21 protein-coding genes and 1 pseudogene are annotated in these 19,451 nt (G+C 54.7%); 14 read left to right on the plus strand and 8 right to left on the minus strand.

The annotated features are described in order from the left end of the window. Nucleotides 1-68: 68 nt before the first annotated feature. Nucleotides 69-725: an RNA polymerase sigma factor gene (locus tag JTM80_RS15765; RefSeq protein WP_172354420.1), complete on the minus strand. Its 657-nt coding sequence runs from the start codon at nt 723-725 to the stop codon at nt 69-71. Between the two features lie 301 nt (nt 726-1,026). On the opposite strand from JTM80_RS15765, the gene nuoH reads away from it, so the two are divergent. From nuoH to JTM80_RS15795, 6 genes are all read left to right on the plus strand, one after another. Next, nucleotides 1,027-2,145: an NADH-quinone oxidoreductase subunit NuoH gene (nuoH, locus tag JTM80_RS15770; RefSeq protein WP_172354418.1), complete on the plus strand. Its 1,119-nt coding sequence runs from the start codon at nt 1,027-1,029 to the stop codon at nt 2,143-2,145. Between the two features lie 51 nt (nt 2,146-2,196). Further along, nucleotides 2,197-2,802: an NAD(P)H-quinone oxidoreductase subunit I gene (ndhI, locus tag JTM80_RS15775; RefSeq protein ID WP_172354416.1), complete on the plus strand. Its 606-nt coding sequence runs from the start codon at nt 2,197-2,199 to the stop codon at nt 2,800-2,802. Between the two features lie 104 nt (nt 2,803-2,906). Next, a complete protein-coding gene (locus JTM80_RS15780; protein WP_225906654.1) occupies nt 2,907-3,512 on the plus strand; it encodes an NADH-quinone oxidoreductase subunit J in 606 nt (201 codons plus the stop codon). A 60-nt stretch (nt 3,513-3,572) separates the two neighbouring features. Further along, the gene (nuoK, locus tag JTM80_RS15785; RefSeq protein ID WP_068513455.1) at nt 3,573-3,878 is read left to right on the plus strand and encodes an NADH-quinone oxidoreductase subunit NuoK; all 306 of its coding nucleotides are present in this window, start codon (nt 3,573-3,575) and stop codon (nt 3,876-3,878) included. A 20-nt stretch (nt 3,879-3,898) separates the two neighbouring features. Beyond that, on the plus strand, nt 3,899-4,822 hold the full coding sequence (locus tag JTM80_RS15790; protein ID WP_205369769.1) for an NAD(+) kinase: 924 nt from the start codon (nt 3,899-3,901) through the stop codon (nt 4,820-4,822). Nucleotides 4,823-4,944: 122 nt separating this feature from the next. Then, on the plus strand, nt 4,945-5,334 hold the full coding sequence (locus JTM80_RS15795; RefSeq protein ID WP_205369771.1) for a hypothetical protein: 390 nt from the start codon (nt 4,945-4,947) through the stop codon (nt 5,332-5,334). Nucleotides 5,335-5,605: 271 nt separating this feature from the next. Here JTM80_RS15795 and JTM80_RS15800 read toward each other — a convergent pair. The 3 genes and pseudogenes from JTM80_RS15800 to JTM80_RS15810 all read right to left on the minus strand — a co-directional run bounded on the left by JTM80_RS15800 (nt 5,606) and on the right by JTM80_RS15810 (nt 8,955). Beyond that, a pseudogene (locus JTM80_RS15800) lies at nt 5,606-6,918 on the minus strand (NF041680 family putative transposase). Nucleotides 6,919-7,175: 257 nt separating this feature from the next. Beyond that, nucleotides 7,176-7,748 (minus strand): TVP38/TMEM64 family protein, encoded by a 573-nt coding sequence (locus JTM80_RS15805; protein ID WP_172354374.1) that lies wholly within the window; start codon nt 7,746-7,748, stop codon nt 7,176-7,178. Between the two features lie 118 nt (nt 7,749-7,866). Continuing rightward, complete coding sequence (locus JTM80_RS15810; protein ID WP_172354375.1) at nt 7,867-8,955, minus strand: DMT family transporter; 1,089 nt, start codon at nt 8,953-8,955, stop codon at nt 7,867-7,869. A gap of 482 nt (nt 8,956-9,437) precedes the next feature. Here JTM80_RS15810 and JTM80_RS15815 point away from each other — a divergent pair, with 482 nt between their 5' ends. From JTM80_RS15815 to JTM80_RS15840, 6 genes are all read left to right on the plus strand, one after another. Then, complete coding sequence (locus JTM80_RS15815; protein ID WP_172354376.1) at nt 9,438-9,620, plus strand: CsbD family protein; 183 nt, start codon at nt 9,438-9,440, stop codon at nt 9,618-9,620. A 243-nt stretch (nt 9,621-9,863) separates the two neighbouring features. Next, nucleotides 9,864-10,988, plus strand: a complete 1,125-nt coding sequence (locus JTM80_RS15820; RefSeq protein ID WP_225906655.1) for a transposase — start codon at nt 9,864-9,866, stop codon at nt 10,986-10,988. A gap of 460 nt (nt 10,989-11,448) precedes the next feature. Further along, nucleotides 11,449-11,835: a helix-turn-helix domain-containing protein gene (locus JTM80_RS15825; RefSeq protein WP_205369774.1), complete on the plus strand. Its 387-nt coding sequence runs from the start codon at nt 11,449-11,451 to the stop codon at nt 11,833-11,835. Nucleotides 11,836-11,969: 134 nt separating this feature from the next. Then, a complete protein-coding gene (locus JTM80_RS15830; protein ID WP_205369776.1) occupies nt 11,970-12,119 on the plus strand; it encodes a hypothetical protein in 150 nt (49 codons plus the stop codon). Between the two features lie 20 nt (nt 12,120-12,139). Next, nucleotides 12,140-12,505, plus strand: coding sequence for a hypothetical protein (locus tag JTM80_RS15835; RefSeq protein ID WP_172354377.1), 366 nt, complete (start codon nt 12,140-12,142; stop codon nt 12,503-12,505). Nucleotides 12,506-12,589: 84 nt separating this feature from the next. Beyond that, nucleotides 12,590-13,903, plus strand: coding sequence for an NF041680 family putative transposase (locus JTM80_RS15840; protein WP_172353244.1), 1,314 nt, complete (start codon nt 12,590-12,592; stop codon nt 13,901-13,903). Between the two features lie 107 nt (nt 13,904-14,010). Here the strand turns inward: JTM80_RS15840 and JTM80_RS23605 are convergent, their stop codons facing one another. Next, complete coding sequence (locus JTM80_RS23605) at nt 14,011-14,100, minus strand: SWIM zinc finger family protein (RefSeq protein ID WP_205369778.1); 90 nt, start codon at nt 14,098-14,100, stop codon at nt 14,011-14,013. 144 nt (nt 14,101-14,244) lie between these two features. Further along, nucleotides 14,245-14,406: a hypothetical protein gene (locus tag JTM80_RS15850; protein WP_172354349.1), complete on the minus strand. Its 162-nt coding sequence runs from the start codon at nt 14,404-14,406 to the stop codon at nt 14,245-14,247. A gap of 53 nt (nt 14,407-14,459) precedes the next feature. Between JTM80_RS15850 and JTM80_RS15855 the strand changes: the two genes are divergently transcribed. Next, nucleotides 14,460-14,783 (plus strand): hypothetical protein, encoded by a 324-nt coding sequence (locus JTM80_RS15855; RefSeq protein WP_172354348.1) that lies wholly within the window; start codon nt 14,460-14,462, stop codon nt 14,781-14,783. 40 nt (nt 14,784-14,823) lie between these two features. Further along, nucleotides 14,824-15,132: a Mo-dependent nitrogenase C-terminal domain-containing protein gene (locus JTM80_RS15860; protein ID WP_172354347.1), complete on the plus strand. Its 309-nt coding sequence runs from the start codon at nt 14,824-14,826 to the stop codon at nt 15,130-15,132. 492 nt (nt 15,133-15,624) lie between these two features. On the opposite strand, the gene JTM80_RS15865 is transcribed toward JTM80_RS15860, so the two are convergent. Both JTM80_RS15865 and JTM80_RS15870 read right to left on the minus strand, forming a co-directional pair. Beyond that, complete coding sequence (locus tag JTM80_RS15865) at nt 15,625-16,566, minus strand: YihY/virulence factor BrkB family protein (RefSeq protein ID WP_172358815.1); 942 nt, start codon at nt 16,564-16,566, stop codon at nt 15,625-15,627. Nucleotides 16,567-16,871: 305 nt separating this feature from the next. Continuing rightward, the gene (locus JTM80_RS15870; RefSeq protein ID WP_225906656.1) at nt 16,872-18,935 is read right to left on the minus strand and encodes an iron uptake porin; all 2,064 of its coding nucleotides are present in this window, start codon (nt 18,933-18,935) and stop codon (nt 16,872-16,874) included. Nucleotides 18,936-19,451: the final 516 nt, after the last annotated feature.

Genomic DNA, 19,451 nt, shown 5'->3' on the forward strand with positions numbered 1-19,451 from the left:
ATTGCCCTCAGGATTACCCTCAGTATGGCCCTCAGCGCCTTGCTAAAAACCAAGCCTCCGTGGTGAAATTAAGCCTCCGTGGTGGTCTGCGCCCGCTGTTGCCCGTGCAGATGAGCTTCCAGGTTGCCGCCTGCCAGATAGATGGCGCGGATGTCTTCTGGTAGCGCAGTTTCCAGGCGTTCATACCCGGCTTGCAGTTGCGCCTTTACGCCCGCAGCAGTGATGTGTTCGCCTTCTGCCTGGAGGTAGGCGGCGATGCGCGGTTCGCTCCAGCGAAAGGTCTGCGCCATCACGATCATCAGCCGTTGGGACGGGGAAACCTGATCGAGCGATCGCTCGACATAGCATTGCAGCGGCGGCGGCGATGCCTCTAGAGAATAGTGAATGTCTTCGGCAGGGGGCAGTTCTGCCTGATTAATGCATAGAGCTGTGACGTTGATAATCCAGGATTGCAGTGTGATACCGGGGGTGCTGAGATCCAGCCCCAGCAGTTCGTGGAACAGGTGCCGCCAGGTGATGGAGAAGAGATAGTCGGCCTGCATGGGCGATCGCGCGGAGTGGCGAATCAGCGTATACACCAGCGGGCTATAGCGACAGTAAAGCGCAGTAAAGTATTGCCCAGCATCGGGATGCCGCTGGAGCAGCGTCAGCAACTCCTGATCGCTGTAGTGCGACAGAGACTTAATTAAAGGATGATTGGATTCCGGCAGAGAAGGCGTTTGCATAGGCGTTTCTTTTCGGCTTTCTGGAGGTTGTCTTTCAGGGCTTATTTAGTAGCTCCCAATCATAACCACTGCACCCCAGGATGGAAGCCCCTGACAACAAAAATCTAAGAAAAAACTTCAAAAATCTGGCGCAGTAATTTGGCTTCCCTATCACCACACCAGAAATTTGTCATAGCTTGTCATGGGCTACAGGGGACTTTGGCATGAACCTGTACCGTATACTAAACGCAGGTGTTAAGGATCATTACCTGAGCGCCGCCGATTTAATGACCAATCGCCCTTTAGTTGAGTCGCAGGATGTATGAGTTCGGGAATTGACCTGCAAGGCAGCTTTATTCAAGCGTTGATGGATTTGGGCTTGTCGCCCGGTGTCGCCAAGACCATCTGGATTCCCTTGCCAATGGTGCTGATTGTCGGCGCAGTGACGGTGCTGGCGCTCGTGGCTACTTGGCTAGAGCGGAAGGTGTCGGCGGCGGCCCAGCAGCGGATTGGCCCGGAATACGCCGGCCCGTTGGGGATGCTGATTCCAGCGGCAGACGTGGTAAAGCTGCTGTTCAAAGAAGACATTCTGCCCGCCAAAACTGACCCCTGGCTTTTTGCGATCGCCCCTCTGTTGGTCTTTATCCCGGTGTTCCTGTCCTATCTGATCGTGCCCTTCGGTCAAAACCTGCTGATCAGTGACTTGGGCATTGGTATTTTTCTGTGGATTGCGCTGTCGAGCATTGCCCCTATCGGGCTGCTGATGGCAGGCTATGCGTCCAACAACAAGTATTCGCTGATCGGCGGGCTGCGGGCTGCGGCGCAGTCAATCAGCTATGAGCTACCTCTGGCGCTGTCCGTGTTGGCGATCGCCATGATGTCCAACTCCCTTAGCACGGTAGATATCGTGCAGGGACAGTCCGATTACGGCATTCTCGGTTGGAACCTGTGGCGGCAGCCCGTGGGCTTCGTCATCTTCTGGATCGCGGCGCTGGCCGAGTGCGAACGGATGCCCTTCGACCTGCCAGAGGCCGAAGAAGAAATCGTCGCAGGCTATCAGACTGAATACAGCGCCGTAAAGTTCATGCTGTTCTACGCGGGATCCTACGCCAACCTGGTGCTGTCGGCGCTGCTGGCTTCGGTGCTGTATCTAGGCGGCTGGGAGTCTCCTGTATCGGTGAGTTGGTTGGCCAGTCTGATCGGGGTTAGCGAGTCTACGCCCTGGCTCCAAGTCATCACCGCCAGTCTCGGCATCGTCATGACGCTGTTCAAGGCCTACCTGTTTATCTTCCTGGCAATCCTTTTGCGCTGGACGGTGCCCCGCGTCCGCATCGACCAACTGCTTGACCTGGGCTGGAAGTTTCTGCTGCCCGTGTCCCTGGTTAACCTGCTGCTAACGGCCGGGCTAAAGCTGGTGTTTCCAGTGGCCTTCGGTGGCTAAGGTTCAACTCCAAAGACCATTCGTTCTTCAACCTCCCTCCCCCTCCTTCCTATGCTGAAATTTCTCAAGCAAGTCTCTGACTATACCAAGGAAGCAGTTCAAGCAGCCAAATACATCGGTCAGGGCTTGTCGGTCACCTTTGACCACATGCACCGTCGCCCGATTACGGTGCAGTATCCCTACGAGAAACTGATTCCTTCGGAGCGCTTCCGCGGTCGCATCCACTTCGAGTTTGACAAGTGCATCGCCTGCGAAGTCTGCGTTCGGGTGTGCCCCATCAACCTGCCCGTGGTGGACTGGGAATTTAACAAGGAAACCAAGAAGAAGAAGCTGAATCACTATAGCATCGACTTCGGCGTGTGCATCTTCTGCGGCAACTGCGTGGAATATTGCCCCACCAACTGCCTGTCGATGACCGAAGAATACGAGCTTGCGACCTATGATCGCCACGAGTTGAACTACGACAACGTAGCCCTGGGTCGCCTGCCCTACAAGGTGACGCAAGACCCAATGGTGACCCCGCTGCGGGAGTTGGGCTACCTGCCCAAGGGCGTGATGGAACCACACGACCTGCCTGCCGGGTCGCGCCGTGCTGGCAAGCTGCCCGAAGAAATTCTCGACGAGGCCCAGCCTGCGGAAGCTGCACCCGAAGCCTAACGGACAGGTTTATGGGCGCTTTCATTAGCGCTTCCGGGCAACCCACAGGCAACTCGCTCGATCCGTACTCTCGACCTTTCCTCTTCTCGTTCAGGAGACCGACTGTGAATCTGGCAGATGGCGTTCAACTGGTTTCTTTGATTGTGCTGGCGGCAATGATGCTGGCGGCGGCGCTGGGTGTGGTGCTGCTGGACAACATTGTGTACTCAGCCTTTTTGCTGGGTCTGGTGTTTATCAGCATTTCCGGGCTATACATTCTGCTGAATGCCGGGTTCGTGGCGGCGGCACAAATCTTGATTTACGTCGGTGCGGTGAACGTGCTGATCCTGTTTGGCATCATGCTCGTGAACAAGCGCCAGGATTTTGCCCCCGTGCAGAAGGCGTGGCTGGGGAAAGCGGCGACGGGTTCAGTGTGCGCCGGACTATTTGGGCTGCTGGCAACGATGATTGTGGCAACTCCCTGGGGGCTTTCGGACGCGCCGATTGCTGGAGATGAGGCGTTGGTGACCATCGGGCTGCATTTCTTCAGCGATTTCCTGCTGCCGTTTGAGCTAGCATCGGTGCTACTGCTGATGGCGCTGATCGGGGCGATCGTGATTGCCCGTCGCGAGTTCCTGCCCGAAGAGGCGACAACCGAAGACGGCCCCCGAACCTCGCTGACCCTCCCCGAACGCCCCCGTGAACTCACTGGAACCAGTTCTAGAGATTAGGTTCACCCCGTTTCCACTGGACATCCCGACTCTTGACCTCTGACCCCTGATCTCCGACCTATGCAGCTTCAGTATTTCCTCCTACTCGCCGCCGCTCTGTTTTGCATTGGCATCTATGGCCTGGTCACTAGCCGCAACGCCATCCGTGTGCTGATGTCGATTGAACTGCTGCTCAACTCCGTCAACCTCAACCTGATGGCGTTTTCCAACTCTCTTGATCCCAGCGCGGTCAAGGGGCAAGTGTTTACAGTATTTGTGATTGCGATCGCCGCTGCGGAGGCGGCTGTGGGTCTTGCCATCGTGCTGTCCATTTACCGAAATCGCGATACGGTGGATATGGAGCAATTTAATCTGCTGAAGTGGTAGCAGATTGAGACGGCGAGCGGGTGGAGCTAAAGCAAGTCATCATCATTCACAAGTCGGGAAATGCCCTTAGCCAAAAGTGGGCCGAGCGCTGTGCAAAGGAACTGGAGGCACGGGGCTGTCGCGTGTTGATGGGGCCGAGCGGCCCAAGGGACAATCCATATCCAGTATTTTTGGCTTCTGTTTCCCAGCCGATTGATCTGGCGCTGGTGCTGGGAGGCGACGGCACGGCTCTGGGTGCAGCACGGCATCTAGCAGACGAAGGCATTCCTATCCTGGCGGTGAACGTGGGGGGGCACCTGGGCTTTTTGACCGAGCCGCTGGATTTTTTGAGTGAAGATTCGCAGCAGGTGTGGGAGCGGCTGACGAGCGATCGCTTTGCGGTGCAGCGGCGGATGATGCTGCAAGCGACGACCTACGAAGGCAACCGCACCAACCTGGAGCCAATGAGCGATTGCTTCTTTGCGCTCAATGAAATGTGCGTCAAGCCTGCCTCGGCCGACCGCATGGTCACTTCCATTTTGGAAATGGAAATTGATGGGGAAGTAGTGGATCAGTACCAGGGCGACGGGCTGATCGTCGCTACGCCGACGGGTTCCACCTGTTACACGCTGGCGGCCAACGGCCCGATTATTCATCCCGGCATGGATGCGATCGCCATCACGCCAATTTGCCCGCTCAGCTTGTCCAGCCGCTCGATTGTGCTGCCTGCGGGTTCTGTGGTCAGCATTTGGCCGCTGTCTGATCCTGACATGACAACCAAACTCTGGATGGACGGCGTGCTAGCCACCTCCATTTGGCCGGGGCAGCGGGTGGATATTCGCATGGCAGAACGTCCCGCCCAATTTATTATCCTGCAAGAAAATTATTCCTACTACCAGACGCTCCGCGAAAAGCTCCAGTGGGCAGGGACGCTGGTGCGCTACAGTAATAACCACCGAAATTAGAGGTTCTGCTGGGTCGAGTACCCGACTATTACAGGTTCAGGCTTAGTCCGATTGGGGAACGCTCTTTAAAGTCCACCCAAAAAGTATACCCAATCGCGCTCGAACGGGCTAAAGAGGAACCTATGAACCCTAAATCTATTGCGCTCAGCCTTGTGCTGGGGCTATCTACGCCACTGCTGGCAGCAGACTTGTTGACTCCCCAAGCAGCGATCGCCCAAACATTCCCCACTGGAGACTATGCCAGCGACCGATGGTTTATCAGCATTTGGTTTGAGGGCGGCAGCCTGCAATACCAGGGAATCGATCGCAGCAACCAGGCAACGCTAAGACTGGCGGGCGCTGCGGTGTCTGGAGATAGCAGCCGTCGGGTTTACACCTGGCGCAATGGGGACTATCGCTATCAGGTGAGTTGGCGACCCAGCGATCCCGGCTTTATCCGGCTTCAGGTATTTCACCCCAACGGACGGGAACTGGTCAACAGCCTGCTGCAAGAAATCCCGCAATCTCCTTAGCGTCTGTCGGATTCCGAGAAAAAGTGCTGCCGTAGCCACAGATCTGGCTTAACCCAACGCTCGATAGAACTTACACAGTAGGACGATTTCTCGCGCTGGCAGCCCGCGAGAAATCGTCCAAAATTCAGAAAACCCATCGCAAGTGCGTAGATCCTGGCCTTTAGTTTGGACTAACTGGCATCACAATAATGCTCAACAGGATGCCATAAAGAATCTGCTCAACCGTTCATAACAGTTGAACTTAAGGAATTGGATACAATCCTGCTCGCAGTTAAGCTGCTGTTGCAACCGGACTGTTCAGGGATTGTTCGGATGTCTTGCGTTTCGAGGCTCGTTTTTTGACCATCGGATAGCAGGGACGAGGAGTTGGCTTGTGCCCCTTGCCTCGTCCTGGCGATTTACCACGAGGTTTAGGCGCAGGAGCAGGGGTGCCAATCGCTGCCAAAATGCCTGCAAACGCTTGTGCGACCCGACCCGGAGTCAACGTTTCTTGCGGTGCCTGCCAGGGCAAGGGGTGGTCAGTACAGTCCTTTCGCGCTAACCACAACTGCCAACTGAGCAACGGCATCAGGCTGCTCCACTGTTCGGTTGCCGATACAGAACTGAACTGGGGATGTGTCCAATATAGCCTCTGCTTGGCAAAGCGATACCAGTGTTCAATGGCAAAGCGACGGAGGTAGTGCAACCACAGGGTTTCTAACGGAGGCATCTGCTCACCCAGCCAAACTAACCACAAAGGAGCCAAGCGTCGCGTGCTGCTCTGTGTCTCCAGCACCTCCACGCGCAACACTTCCATTGCCCGTTTGGGGATTTGCGGAAATGGTATGCACTCCAACGACTGACCCGCACTCGTCCCCAGTTGGGATCATCGACTTCAACGGTTTCGACCGGGACACTCCAAGTGTCAGGGTCATTGAGTTTCATCTTATGTCCATGCTTGGCAGGTGCGCCTCGCCCTCGATACGCTGGGGGCGCGCCATAGACACATCGATTGGATGTAACCCGCAGCAGCAAGTCTGCCTCAATCCCTGCCGTTTGGTTGACAAAACTGGCATTGCCGTACCCTCGGTCGTAGATCGCCAACGGACGCACCGCTAACTGCCGAGTCACTTGTTTGAGTTGGAATGCCGCTTTACTGGCGGGTGTTTCAAAGCTGGTGATGCGCTCATGCCGCAATGGTAATGCCCAACTGCCCCTGTCTTCAGCAATCCAGGCTAAGGTACTGTAGTTTTGTCCGGCTATCGGGGCATGTCCTGTTCTGCCTGATAAGGTGCGGTCTTTCAAACGCCTGGCAGCAGGACGGTTCCACCGACTCGCATCACCTGCCAACAACGGTTGCTGCTGAGTCGGTATCTGCTGCACCAACAGCTTCAGCACCTTTGATCGGGGTAGGCGGCTATCGCGCAACGCTTCATAGGGGCTCGACCACTGGCGACGAAAGACAGGACTCTGCGATAGCCTCACAAACGACACGATGCACGCACTCACTAACACGGCATCCATCAGATCAAACAGGGCATCTCTGGCGTTTCCCAAGCTGGCATACAACGTTTGGCGAAATTGCTGAAGTTCGTTGAAAATCATGGGGTCAATGTTGGTTGTACTTCATTGACCTTACGGCAGTCGGTGCTTCTCATTGACTGCCTTCCTCTTCACCATTAGTCCAAACTAAAGTCCTGGCCCAATGACCTGTAAAAGACTTGAGGGAACCCACAAGCCTTCTCAAGTCTTGTGGCATTTATGGGTCTTCGATACATCTTCAATACGGGGTTATGCAGGGTCAGGTGACCCGCTCTTGGCAATCCAAAATCGCCAATCCAAAATCCAAAACCAAATTGCCGCTACGCAATCAGGGCTTCTAGAAGGCTCGTGCCGACGTAGATATAAAAGCCAACAAGCACGGCCGCAGCAGGAACCAGCGCCAGGAAAAAGTGGAAGTAGTCGATCTTGGTGAGGCCAATGGCGTAGCTCACGACATCCTGACCCAGCAGCATAATCAGTGCCATATAAAGGACGCTGTGATGCCCCTTTAGGCGAGCCACAAACGCATCCAGTTCCTCAATCTCATCTTTGCCCACCAGTCGCACTGCAACCCGGCGACCGTAGCGACGGGAAATCCAATAATTTATGCTGCACCCGATCAGCGACGCGATGAAGCTCAGCACAAAGGCAGTTTCTTTGCCAAACAGCGCCCCACCCGCAATAAAGATGGAACTGCCGCTAAGCGGGGCAGCAATCAAGCTCGCCGCACAGACAACCGTGAACAGGAGTGGGGCCCAAGGGCCGGCGCGTTCAACCCAGAGGTGGGCATTCTCTAGCCCGATGAGCTTGAAGGCAAACGCCATGACGGCATAGGCGATCGCCAGCGAAAGCAGAGCCACCAGCAGCTTTTTCAGCCTGGGCGAAAGTTTCATGGATCGAACGGCTCCAGAGGCTTAGCATCTTGAACCTCTTCACCGTACTTAACAATTCCCGCCAGCGTCAACAGGCTTGAAGGAGAACCAGCACAGCAATAGCGCTGAGACCGCCCCACTAATCCCTAGCTCCTTCCAGGCGCGATCGCCGATGCGCTGCAATTTTTTCATTCACCGCTTCGATTTCGGCTTCAATCTCGGCCTCCAGTTCCGCCGCCAGCGAGGTCGCAGCCTTTTCCACTGCCGCAGGCTGAAACTTCGCTGCCAGCACCTCACGCTGGTTGATCAGGTAAATACTCACCAGCGTCAGCCCTACCCCGACCCACTGTACCGGATTCAGCACTTCAGACAGGAACAGGTTGCCAAATAGCAGCGCAAAAACAGGCGTGAGGAACGTCAGGGAACTGAGGCTAGTCAGGTTGCCGCTGGCTGCGAAATAGAAGAACAGTCCATAGGCGATCGCACTGCCAAAAATCGTGGAATAGCTCATCGCCATCCAGTCTGTCCAGCCAAGCTGCTGCCACTGATTCGTTTCCCCCAGCGCCGACAGCACAAACAGCGGAATGCCACCCAGCACCATATGCCAGCCCGTCGCCGCCACCGGGTCGGCATGGCGCGACACATAGCCCATCATCACCGTGCCTACCGCCATCGACAGCGCCGCCATCAGCATCAGCCATTGCCCGTTTTGAAACAGGTCGTGCAGCAGGCTTGCGCCCAGAGCTGGGGAAAAACTGCCGTGCAGCGCCGCCTGGATTACGCCCTCTGGCAACCCTAGCAGGCTAATCCCCACCACGCCAAACAGCAGCCCCAGCCAGCCAAAGCCCCCCACTCGCTCGCCAAAAAGGAACCGCGCCATCAGCGCCACCGCCAAGGGCTGCGAGTCGATCATCACCGACCCCAGACCCGCGCCCGTCCGCACCAGTCCCTCAGCCAAAAAACCCTGAAACAGCGCCGCATCCACCAGACCAAACAGCGCAATCCAGCCCCAGGCCTTCCACCCCTTCGGCTGCGATCGCCCCATTACTGCCGCCGCCAGCAAAATCAGCAGCCCCGCCGGTAGCACCCGAACCCCCGCCATGAATAGCGGCGTGGTTTGCGGAATCACGCCCTTCATCGCCACCATCGCCGTTCCCCACAGGAAAAACGGCGCAATCAGCAGCAGCGGCGACACAGACGCTCTCGACGGAGTAGAAGCTTGAGTCATGGGGGGCGATTTGCAGGGAGTGCGTTCAGTGGTTACATCAATTGAACCAATTGTAACTATTATGTACTTCTGTAACAAAACTGAACTGTATCGCGAGAGGCGGTTTTCAGGGGAACATTTCCTCACGCCATCCACCTCTTCACTCTCTTATTCTCAAGACTTACGCACTTGCGATAAGCTCTTTGGGTTTTGGACAATTTCTCGCGGGCTGTGCCCGCGAGAAATTGTCCAACTGCATAAGTCCTAATTCCTTCAGCCCTTTAACCTGCCTTCTCCCTACCGGACTAGAGCGCTGGGCAGATCCCTACGCCTCAAGACTCCCGCCCTGTGAGGGATGGAAGCTTTGGGAGAAGCGCCTATTGTGAAAGTGTTCGATTGATTCATGCACTGATTCGCCCGATGAATTGCCTGCTAAGCAGCACCGTGATTCGCGGTCAGATGCAGAGTCAAGACGTTAAACCGCACAACGAGGTACGAAAACTATGAGTATCGAAGATCGCGTGAAGGCAACTGCGAAAAACATCGAGGGTAAAGTGCAAGAAGCCGTCGGTGAAGTGACGGGCGATCCCAAGGACAAGGTGGAAGGTCACGCCAAGCAGGCCGAAGCCAAGGCTCGCCACACCACCGAAGACATCAAGGACGAAGTGAAGAAGGCGATTGACTAGTAGCGTCCTGCTCAGTGCCCTCTGAAAATACCCGGATGCCCAGTCCTTTTAGTGAGGGCTGGGCCTGGTTGACTGACAAAAGTTACCTGAAATCTGCTGAACAGCTTGTGGCGCGGTAGTTTCAGGGATTGGAGGAAGAAGTGGGGAGCCAGCGTTCTAAGCTTAGATACCACTCAAAAGCGTAGATGCTGTGAAAAAAACTCCCCCCTCTACAATGCCTTGAACGCTTGGCTGGGTCAATCGGTGCCCTGGGCTCATCGTAGCCATCTGACGACCTGCCTGTGGATGGTGGTGGCTTTGCTCCAGCGCGGAGAAATCAACCTGACTCGCTGGCTGCCCTATGTGCCGTGTCGAGGGGTGCAGGCACAAAGCAAACAACGACGGCTAAGCCGCTGGCTGCACAACAGTCGCCTGAACGTCCATCGCCTGTACAAGCCCCTGATTCAAGCGGCATTAGCCCATTGGGATGAGGATTGTTTGTACCTGAGCTTGGACACCTCGCTGTTTTGGGATGAGTATTGCTTGATTCGCCTAGCGGTGGTGCATCGAGGCCGGGCGTTGCCTGTGGTCTGGCGGGTGCTCCAGCACCGCAGTGCGTCCGTCGCCTTCAGTGACTACCGGGAGATGCTCCACCAAGCCGCCCATCGCTTGCCGGCGGGGGTAAAAGTGGTCGTCTTAGCCGACCGGGGCTTCATTCACACCGAGGCCATGAGCGCCATAACCGCTGAACTCGGGTGGCACTACCGCATCCGCATCAAGCGGAATACTTGGATTTGGCGGGCGGGCCATGGATGGTGTCAATTGAAGGACATTCACCTTCAGCGCGGGGAGGCTCTCTGTTGGCACACCGTGAAGCTCCACAAAGGCGAGTGGTACGGGCCGGTGCATATCGCCTTTGGTCATAACAGCCTCAACGGCGAGTTTTGGACCATCGTCAGCGATGAACCCACCCACCTGCGCACCTTCGAGGAATACGGCTTGCGCTTCGACATTGAGGAGGCGTTTCTCGATGACCAATCCAACGGCTGGAATCTCCAGAAATCTGAAATTCGCTCCCTCTGCGCCCTATCCCGGCTTTGGTTCCTTTTGGCCGTCGCGACGCTCTACGTCACCGCTCAAGGTCTCGAGGTCGTCGCAACAGGCAAACGGCGATGGGTTGACCCCCATTGGTTTCGTGGCAATAGCTACTTCCGCATTGGATGGGATTGGCTGAAAGCCGCCCTAGAGAACGGGTGGCCACTCATCCGTCATGTCTGTTTCACTCATAACCGCGATCCTGAACCCGCGATGGCATCTCGCAAACAGCATGAGCAACGCACCTATCGAATCGAATTCAAAGTACACACGTACTGCTGTGTCGCCGATTAGTTTTGTCAGTCAACCAGGTTTTTAACTTCTTTGCTCTGAAATAAGTAAGTAGATAGACCACATTTAGAGCTAATTTATGAAGCAAATCTTAAGAAGCCTGAAACTCTTGGCATGTGTGGCTTTGAGGTCATGTTTGCCCAGGAAAAGCGGTTTCTCGGAAATCCTTGATTAACAAGGCTTTCAGGCTCCTTTACAAATTAGCTCTTACAGGATTAACGATTGAATTCTGCCAAGCTGCTAAGAGGGTGTTTGAAAAGGTATCGCCTGTAATGTTAAGCACTCAGAGATCCCCCCTAGCCCCCCTTAACAAGGGGGGAAACCGCCTTAAAGTCCCCCTTTTTAAGGGGGATTTAGGGGGATCTTGCACGCTTTGCTACAAATAGTTGGACTTTTCAAACATCCTCTAATATCAAATCTCCAAAGATCTGCTACATGTAAGAAGACGTTAGAGCGAGCCGCCATGAGTGGAGTCCTCAAAATCGATATCGCTGAAACAGCAGAAGAACTAAAAGCCGTCTTGGAACAACAGCAACGGTCATCACAGCGCCGTAAAGTACAGGTGTTGTGGTGGTTAAAAACCGGACAAGCGAAGAGCGTTGAGCAGTTAGCCCAACTGAGCGGTTGCCATCGCACGACCGTGTCTCGTTGGCTGAGCCAGTATCGACAGAGTGGACTCGAAGCGTTGGTGAAGGTGGCATCTCGCAGTGGACGACCGCGAGCGATTAGCGGTGAAGTCCTGGCATCTTTGGAGCGGGAACTGCAAGATCCAGAAGGCTTTAGCAGTTATGGAGCAGTGCAGCAGTGGCTCGCAGCGGTGCATGGTCAACCCGTCCCCCTGACTGCCTGACACATCTCTGGAAACCCCTGATTTCTCGTAGGGGACGCTGGCCCAAAAGCTCCTCTGACCAAGCCCTCCGGCTGCAACTCAGGAGCTATGGGCTTCGATCCCAAGACAACGAATTTTCTGGGCTTTCGGGACTTGTGTCAGGCAACCAGCCCGTCCCCTACAAGACGGTGCATAAGACGGTGCGCTATCGGCTCAAAGCGAAGCTCAAAGTGCCCCGTCCGGTGTCAAAGAAGCAGACTCCTGGGGCGTGCGAGTCCGTTCAGCAAACCTTGCAGCCCAGATAAGCCAGTCGATTCCGCCAGCCTTGAGACAACGCTACGGGGGGCGAATCCGCTATTGGTGCAGCGATGAGAGCCGCGTCGGACTGCTGACGGTTCAACATCGCAAGTTGACGGGCTTTGGGGTGCAGCCGATTGGTTCAGTTCAATGGGACTTTGTGTATCGGTGGCTGTACGGTCTAGTGGAACCGCTGAGCGGTGCATCGTGGATAGTCGAGTTTTCTCATCTCGACAGTTCCTGTTTTGAGGCGTTTTTGCACAGCTTTGCGGCTCAGTTCCCCGATGATTTACATCTGATTCAGGTGGATAATGCCGCAGCCCATACGGCTCAGACCCTGACGATACCGGACAATGTCATCTTGGTGTTTCAGCCGCCTTATTGCCCTCTTTAGTTTGGACTAATGGTGAAGAGGAAGGCAGTCAATGAGAAGCACCGACTGCCGTAAGGTCAATGAAGTACAACCAACATTGACCCCATGATTTTCAACGAACTTCAGCAATTTCGCCAAACGTTGTATGCCAGCTTGGGAAACGCCAGAGATGCCCTGTTTGATCTGATGGATGCCGTGTTAGTGAGTGCGTGCATCGTGTCGTTTGTGAGGCTATCGCAGAGTCCTGTCTTTCGTCGCCAGTGGTCGAGCACCTATGAAGCGTTGCGCGATAGCCGCCTACCCCGCTCAAAGGTGCTGAAGCTGTTGGTGCAGCAGATACCGACTCAGCAGCAACCGTTGTTGGCAGGTGATGCGAGTCGGTGGAACCGTCCTGCTGCCAGGCGTTTGAAAGACCGCACCTTATCAGGCAGAACAGGACATGCCCCGATAGCCGGACAAAACTACAGTACCTTAGCCTGGATTGCTGAAGACAGGGGCAGTTGGGCATTACCATTGCGGCATGAGCGCATCACCAGCTTTGAAACACCCGCCAGTAAAGCGGCATTCCAACTCAAACAAGTGACTCGGCAGTTAGCGGTGCGTCCGTTGGCGATCTACGACCGAGGGTACGGCAATGCCAGTTTTGTCAACCAAACGGCAGGGATTGAGGCAGACTTGCTGCTGCGGGTTACATCCAATCGATGTGTCTATGGCGCGCCCCCAGCGTATCGAGGGCGAGGCGCACCTGCCAAGCATGGACATAAGATGAAACTCAATGACCCTGACACTTGGAGTGTCCCGGTCGAAACCGTTGAAGTCGATGATCCCAACTGGGGACGAGTGCGGGTCAGTCGTTGGAGTGCATACCATTTCCGCAAATCCCCCAAACGGGCAATGGAAGTGTTGCGCGTGGAGGTGCTGGAGACACAGAGCAGCACGCGACGCTTGGCTCCTTTGTGGTTAGTTTGGCTGGGTGAGCAGATGCCTCCGTTAGAAACCCTGTGGTTGCACTACCTCCGTCGCTTTGCCATTGAACACTGGTATCGCTTTGCCAAGCAGAGGCTATATTGGACACATCCCCAGTTCAGTTCTGTATCGGCAACCGAACAGTGGAGCAGCCTGATGCCGTTGCTCAGTTGGCAGTTGTGGTTAGCGCGAAAGGACTGTACTGACCACCCCTTGCCCTGGCAGGCACCGCAAGAAACGTTGACTCCGGGTCGGGTCGCACAAGCGTTTGCAGGCATTTTGGCAGCGATTGGCACCCCTGCTCCTGCGCCTAAACCTCGTGGTAAATCGCCAGGACGAGGCAAGGGGCACAAGCCAACTCCTCGTCCCTGCTATCCGATGGTCAAAAAACGAGCCTCGAAACGCAAGACATCCGAACAATCCCTGAACAGTCCGGTTGCAACAGCAGCTTAACTGCGAGCAGGATTGTATCCAATTCCTTAAGTTCAACTGTTATGAACGGTTGAGCAGATTCTTTATGGCATCCTGTTGAGCATTATTGTGATGCCAGTTAGTCCAAACTAAAGCAGATGCTTGCACCAGCCTCTATCGTCGTAGGGGCAGGTGCAAGTCCCTTCGGGAATGCCATGAGTGCCAAAGGTGATCCGCACAGTGTAAGAGCTAATTTATGAAGCAAATCTTAAGAAGCCTGAAACTCTGGGCATGTGTGGCTTTGAGGTCATGTTTGCCCAGGAAAAGCGGTTTCTCGGAAATCCTTGATTAACAAAGCTTTCAGGCTCCTTTACAAATTAGCTCTAAGGATCAGCCTCGCTTTCCTCCAACGCTGCATAAACGGTTCGCCCACGCCGAACGATCTCTAGAACTGCACCTTGGTCGTAATAGTCCTCACCCCGCTCAAAGGATTTTTCAGTGGCGGCTTGGCGAATCTCGTCTTCCGAAAGCGATAGCTGCGTCATGGAATTTCCCTGCGTCAAGCGTCGGCGCACATTTCGAGGCGCTGAATCTCAAGGTGCTGAATCAGGTTGCTGAAAAATCTGCTGAAAAATCTGCTGAAAAAGTCGGGCGGACAACTTCTGAGCAGCCTCAGCCGATGGGTATTCTTGCTCCACAGTACGGCAAACGAGCAACAAATTCACCTCAGCTTCAGTCAACTCTCAGAGAGCTTCTCAATTCCTTCATTGATCCCCAAGTTGCGCTTCCTAAGCTTGAGATGAGGGCAATTCCAACAGCAGAACTGCTCTCTCAGAGCCGCTTTCGGCAATCGGATCAAGATTTCTCAGAAAAGTTCATCATTTCTTACCGAATGCTGCGTGAAATTGGCGGATGGAACTGAGTAGTAATCAGTAGAGAACTGCATCGAACCTGTGAGTCCTATGAACGCCACATCCTCTCTTCATCAAGGTAGTCATCAAGGTAGCGATCGCCCCTCGTGGCTCCAGCCCCTCCGCAACTGGCTGGATAACCTGCAAATCCGCGATCGCCAAACTGCCCACTTCATTTCTCGGCTCATTCCCGCCCAGTGCCCCTTCGAGCGCGACATCATCGTGCTAGGTCGCAAAGTCGGGCACATTCCGCCCCTGTGCAAGCTAAACCCGCTATACGAACAGTTTGTCGGGCTGCGATTCCGCTCACTGTGCTATTTGGCCGATCAATGCGGCGAAGACATCAGCGCCTACTGCTAGGTCGAACAGCGTCTAGACGTTAACCCCCCCCCAATCTCCCAACACTTCACCCCGGAGTTTCACTATGCAACCCACCACCCACCAAACCAAAGCCGAATTTCCCTTTTTCCTGGAATCTAGCCTGGGCATTCTGGGCTTCCTGCTGCTGATTTGCCTGATCTAATTCGGTTTTGGTTTCTTAATTCGGTTTCTTATACGAGGCCAGAAGTGTTGAATCTTGATGGTAAAACTTTACAAAAAGCACTCTCAAGAGGCGGATTATTGAGAATGGAAGCAATAAGTAGGTCATTACAGGCAGAATTATAGATCTTTTGTACTGGATTCAGCTATGAACTTGCCCTGCTAACATTGCGTTCAACACTTCTGATACGAGGCGATTCAAGCAATCCGAACAGCGATTTAAATCAACAACCTGGATAAACCTTGGTTGAGCAATTGGTTGAGCAATTGGCTAAGCCACTGGCTGAGCCACTAGAGGAGCAACTGGCTCTGCTAATCTCTTACCTCTGCGCTCCGCTGCATTTCTTCCCGCATTTCCTCGAAGTGTAGCTGTCGCCGCTGCTCATATTGCTCCATCGCTTCGCCCACGGTGACGTTGATCTCGTCCCCCAGCAGCATGACCAGCGATGTGAGATATAGCCACAGCAGCAGAATAATCACCGCACCCACTGCTCCATAGACGCGGTTATAGTCGGCAAAATTTGCAACGTATAGCCGAAATAGATTGGACAACACAGCCCAGAAAATTGCCGCCAGCAGCGCCCCCGGCAGAATGGGCCGCCGCTTGTCCCAACGGCTGGGGCCAAAGCGATAGACCGCTGCAAATGTCAGGGAAATCAGCAGGAGGGCCACTGGCAGCGGCAGCAGTTGCCATAGCGTCAGCAGCCAGGGTCGCAGCGTAGGAGCCTGAATCGACACCTGGCGCACCAGCAGATCCCCGATAAACACAATCGCCAGCGCCAGCATCAGCAGCACCAATCCGCTAACGGTCAGCCCCAGAGAAACAAGCTTGGCTTTCCAAAAGGGACGGAGGCGATCGCGCGGAATTTGATGAATCTGATCCAGGGCGGTCATAGCCGCACTCGCCGCCCCCGATGCCGCCCAAATCGCCACCAAAAAGCTGAGAGAGAATAGAGTGCGATCGCGGGAGGTACTCAGTTCCTCAGTAAAAGACTGGATAATCCGCCACGCCTCCACAGGCACCACTTCGCTGACCTGCTCCATCAGGCGCAGAAAGGTCGTGTTTAGCGGCTGAAACAAGCCAATCGCCGTTAAAATTGCCAAAATCGCTGGGAACAAAGCCAGCATGGCGTTGTAGGCCATCTCTGCGGATAAACCCGGCAGGCGATGAGCCGCGGCCCGCTGGGCGACTCGGCGCACCACAGCCGGACGCAGGTGAGTGAAAAACTGGAAAAATCGGGGGGGGATGGGCATGAAGTTTGTAATGACAGGCGCAATAGCAGGCGCAATAACAGGCACAGAAATTCCGTAAACGCTACGGCTCAAATCATAGCGAGTCTGCGCTTCACAGCCTCACATTTTGCAGCCTATCCTAGCAGACGGCTTTATGGCGACGCTCCGAGGACAGAAAAACGGACCTCCACAAGCTTCCACTTCAGGAAGCTCGGAAAGACCCGATTCGTAGAACTGTCCTGCCACAGCGCTCTAATAGCGAACTAATAGCGAAGCGGTCAGTCCATCAGTGCATGAAAAAACTCACGGAAGAAATTAGAAAACCGCTAGAACGAGAACTGGAATCGCAGGTTGCCGACATACACAGTCGGGTTGCTGTCGAAGTTATTGGCGTTCCAGATGGCATAAAAGGCCGGAACCAGAGAGATGTTGTCGCTCACAGGATAGCGATAAGACACCTCAAGCTCTGCCTGGGTGCCCCCATCGCCGCCGCCCGACAGCAAAAACTGCTCACCCGCCAAATAGTCATGGGGAATCAGGAACGAAATCACGCCCAGCGCACCCCGCTTGAACAAATCAGGGAAGCCCAGACCGACCTGGAAGGACTGTACCCGCACCTGTCGGCCTTCCTCGCGGGCGACCGGGTTCACATCCACCCGTCCCCAAGAGTAGCGGGCAAACAAGCCAATCCAGTCGGCAATCTGCCAGTCAAAATTGGCCATCAGCGTGTCTGCGCCAGAATCATTCAAAAATCCACCAAAGCCATCGTCGATATAGCCGTAGGGCACTGGCTCACCCACGGCCCCGCCAATAAAGCCGTTATAAGGCTTCAGGCTAGAGCGGGCATAGAGCAAACGCAGGTTGAAGTTTCGGGATGGGGAGAAAGCAAGCTGAGCCGTGATAATGTTGCTGCTGTTGAACAGGCCATCACCAGGATTACTGGACGTATTGAACCCAAGGGCAGGGTTCAAGAACTCAGCGTTTTCGGCCAGATAGCCCACAGTGAGTTGCAGTGGGTCAATAATTTTCCACCGAATGACAATGCCGCTGCCCCGGTCGATGGCGCTCAGCAGGGTGCTGCCCGAAGAGTTGAAACTAGAAGCACCTGTCTGGAAGAAGGTAAAGCGGTTGCCATCAAAATAGCGATAGTAGTTGAGGCGGGGGCCGATATCCACCTGTACTGCGTCGCCAATGGGGAATGAGTAGAACAGTTCCCGCACGACGACGTTGTTGGGTGTACCAGCGCCTTGGTCGGTAAAAGGAACCCCCCAGCTATTGAAAAAGCCAGACGACACCAGCTCATTGGCAGGCGAGTTGCCGTTTCCAACCGCAAGCTGCGTGACGAGTGAATCGCGTCCTGTGAAGGAAGTATTCAGGTTCAGGTTGACGTAGTAGCTGAAGGTGAGTTGGGGCTGGTCGCGGAAAACGCGGCTGGGGCGACCGTTGGCATCTCGAATGGGCGGCGCAAAGGCGTTGGGCGCGAAGGGGTTGCGCTCTGTCAAAATGCGGCCATCGGGGAATGCCTGGGTCAGGTTCATCCAGGCATTGCCGCGCAGAACGGTGGTGGTTGAAAACTGGTTGGCTTCGAGTGCGGCAACGGCTTCCTCCAGCGCGTCTACCCGACCCCGCAGCACAGCCAATTCTGCGGCAAACTCTCGCTGGAGGGCTTCGATTCGTGCCAGGGCTTCTGGGTCGAGGGAGTCGAGCCGGCCCACGACCGCATCCAGGCAAGAGGCCAGACCCGCAGCAAATTCATAACGAGTCATGGCGCGGCCGCCTCGAAACGTGCCGTCAGGGTAGCCTTCCAAGCAATCTAGTCCACCTTCTGCCTCAGAGTTTGCCAAGTAGGCCAGGGCTTCGTAGGCCCAGTCGCTCGGCTGTACATCGGAAAACTGCTGAACTGAGGTGACCTGCGCCATCGCAGGGCTGACATCCACTGGCAGTGTACCGCTCAGTAGCATGTCTACTGGGATGGCGATCGCCTCGCTGGTGATCTCTGAGGCCGACAGGTCTGCGGCACTGGATGCGCCGTCCATTTCGGGGGGCAGCGTCGAAGGAGCCTCCAGCGGCTCTACCTCTGGAGATAGCTCTGGTGAAACTTCGAGTAGGTCAGTCGTTGCAGGGGCGGACTCCAGATCGGCGACTGGAGACGGCTCAGACAAAGCTGTGTCCAAACTTGCATCCAAAGTTGCGTCCAAATTTGCGTCGGCCAACCTTACCCTTCCCAGGTCTGGCATAGGCAGGCTGGAATCGACGGCTGCACCGGCAACTGGGGTATCCAGAGCGGGCTGCGTCTCAGCTTCGGAGGGTGCAACTGGGCTGGCGATCGCCCGGTGATCCATTCCAAATGCCCCCGCCACGACCAACGCCGCTAGCAGAGGTCTAAACACCTCAAATCTCATTTCAAAAGCTCCTCAAGCACCACGATGAACGGTCGAGAACGGTCTGATAGCTTGCTAGAAATTAAGTACGTCTTAATGCATTTCTGTTGGACTTAAAGCATTTCATGTATCCTTGCAATGCATTTTTTCTAAATATCCACACCCAATAGAAATCGAGACATGAAGACTTAGAGATATAACTTTCAAGCAAGCCAGAAACATTTCATATAGGCTAATCTCAGCCGAATCTCGAATTTGTATTCCGAGTCACATTTGCAAAAGAATATTCCGGTTTACTAATCCAAATCCGAAACGTTAAATTGCGTCGTGATTTCAGATCAAGGCATCGACAAAAGTAATTGACGAAAAGCCCAATCCCAATGTTGTTCAAGACACTTGCTGAAAGAACCTTTCAGAGTCAGGGATGGATTTAAGAGGATGTTTGAAAACAGAAGTGTTGAACGCAATGTTAGCAGGGCAAGTTCATAGCTGAATCCAGTACAAAAGATCTATAATTCTGCCTGT

The organism is Thermoleptolyngbya sp. PKUAC-SCTB121, from assembly GCF_016919485.1.
In the GTDB taxonomy this organism is placed as follows: domain Bacteria; phylum Cyanobacteriota; class Cyanobacteriia; order Elainellales; family Elainellaceae; genus Thermoleptolyngbya; species Thermoleptolyngbya sichuanensis.